The 2,043-nt window shown below is 61.6% G+C and carries 3 protein-coding genes; 1 reads left to right on the plus strand and 2 read right to left on the minus strand.

Features of this window, described 5'->3' with window-relative positions:
- Positions 1 to 350, minus strand: a 350-nt coding sequence (locus EN879_RS33405; RefSeq protein WP_127274582.1) for an FAD-dependent oxidoreductase, incomplete at its 3' end; no start/stop codon positions are given.
- Between the two features lie 221 nt (positions 351 to 571).
- Here EN879_RS33405 and EN879_RS33410 point away from each other — a divergent pair.
- A complete protein-coding gene (locus EN879_RS33410; protein ID WP_013531948.1) occupies positions 572 to 1,369 on the plus strand; it encodes an aspartate/glutamate racemase family protein in 798 nt (265 codons plus the stop codon).
- Between the two features lie 31 nt (positions 1,370 to 1,400).
- Here the strand turns inward: EN879_RS33410 and EN879_RS33415 are convergent.
- The coding region (locus tag EN879_RS33415) for a molybdopterin-binding protein (RefSeq protein WP_127274583.1) at positions 1,401 to 2,043 on the minus strand (643 nt) is incomplete at its 5' end.

Raw genomic sequence — 2,043 nt, forward strand, 5'->3', positions numbered from 1 at the left:
GATTGGGAATGGACCGCAAGCCGATGTTTGAGGAGGGTGTTGCGACGCGCTTTGGCGGCCGTGCATTCCCTGAGGAAGCGCAGCGACCAGCTGTAGAGATGCGGGTCGGCGGAAAGTTTGAAGCGAAGCGCCTGGTCTTTCAGGAACAGCGACTTCAGCAGGATTTTTGGCGCGGCTGGTGATGACCAGACGAAGGAGTGACCGGGCGCGATCATGCCTGCATTTGCCCAGCTCGCGCCCTCGGCCACCTGCGGTGCCTGCTCGAGAACAGTGACCGCGTGGCCGTCCTTTTGCAACTGATAAGTGGTGGTGATCCCGACCACGCCGCCGCCCAAGATCAATACGCGCATTGCTGTCCCGAAGGGCTGTGTTCCTATTGTCGACAATTCAATAGGAAGACGCCGATCCCTGTCAACGGTGAATGGGTCGGCGACGGACAAGCGATCCGCGCAAGCGCAAAATTCAGGCGTTTACCGGTTCCCAGGATCTGCACAGAGCCCTTGACAGTTTCGGCAATATCGCCGTTTCTATTGTCGACAATTCTGATTGGCATCAGGGAGGGGACTGCGCCATGGACGCCCCGGTTAGCCGCGCCGACGACACGCTTGTCCTCGACAAGGAACACATTCCCTTCAAGACCGATGACGGTATCGGCACGCGCGCCAATCTCGGCCTGCTCGTGCTGCGGACCGACCAGACCATCGAGGATGAATTCCGGTATGCGCTGCCCGCGCGCGACATCGCGCTGTACGAGGCGCGGCTCTACAGCGATGTCGAGATCACACCGGAAAACCTGATGAAAATGTCGGCGGTAATCCCGGCAACGGTGGGACTCTTGCCCGACGTCAAGTTCGATGTGATCGGCTTTGCCTGCACGTCGGGAGCGCTGGTCATCGGCGAGGATAAGGTTGCCGAGCGCGTTCACGAGGTGCTGCCTGGTGTGCAGGTGACCAATCCGGTGACCGCGGCACGCGCCGCGCTGAAGGCCCTGGGGGTCTCGAGGATCGCGCTGCTCACCCCTTACTTGGCGAAAATCAATCATTCGCTGCGGGCATCGCTGATGGCGCGGGGGATGGATATTCCGGTCATGGGCTCCTTCAACGAGGCGGACGACAATGTCGTTGCACGCATCACGCCGGCATCGGTCAAGCAGGCCATCTTGGAAATCGGTGCGTCGAGCGACTGTGATGCGGTGTTCGTTTCCTGCACCAGCATGCGCGTTGCCCGCATCATCGAGGAGGTCGAGAAGGAGTTGGGGAAACCGGTCACCTCCAGCAACCATGCACTTGCCTGGCATATGCTGCGGCTTGGCGGCATTGGCGAGCAGATTGCCGGAAAAGGCGAGCTGTTTCGCCGCTCGCTAGGCTAGCATCTTCAGCGCCGGATTTGCGGTGTGCAGCTCAGATCCCGCCGTACCAGTCATAGCCATTGTCTTCCCAATAGCCGCCCCTGCCACCGCCGACATCGGCAAAGCCGTCGACCAGTTCGATCTTGTAGAGATATTTCGGCATCTTGTAGCCGAGCTGGCGCTCGACGCGAACCCGCAGCGGCGCGCCGTTCTCGACCGGCAGCGGCTTGCCGTTCAGGCCGTAGGCGAGGATCGTCTGCGGGTGACGGGCATCGATGAGGTCGATGGTGCCGTAATATTTGATGTCGCCCGACAGGCTGCGGTCGATCGTGTCGAGGCAATGGAACATGACATAGCGCGCCTGCGGTTTGACCACCGCCTGGTCCAGCACCAGCGACAGCGGCGTGCCGGTCCATTTGGCTATGCAGCTCCAGCCTTCGACGCAGTCATGGCGGGTGATCTGGGTGCGGCTTGGCATGTTCTGGAGCTGCTCGCGGCTGAGCGACAGCGGCTTTTCGACAAGACCCGTCACTTCCAGACGCCAGTCGGCGAAATTGTTGGCGAGCAGGCCCTTGTAGACGTCGTCATCGGGAGCGGTGACGCCGTTCGGCCGCTGCGGCTGGCGGATATCGGCCTCGGTGAATTCCGGCGCCAGCGCACCGCGTCCGGCGAGCAGGCGTTGCGCCCGGTATGTC

The sequence above is a fragment of the Mesorhizobium sp. M7A.F.Ca.AU.002.02.1.1 genome, assembly GCF_003998535.1.
GTDB classification, from domain to species: Bacteria; Pseudomonadota; Alphaproteobacteria; order Rhizobiales; family Rhizobiaceae; genus Mesorhizobium; species Mesorhizobium ciceri.

What these genes read in the sequence shown, in the direction of transcription:
- EN879_RS33410 (WP_013531948.1), top strand. Translation starts at nt 572, where the DNA reads ATGGACGCCCCGGTTAGCCGCGCCGACGACACGCTTGTCCTCGACAAG.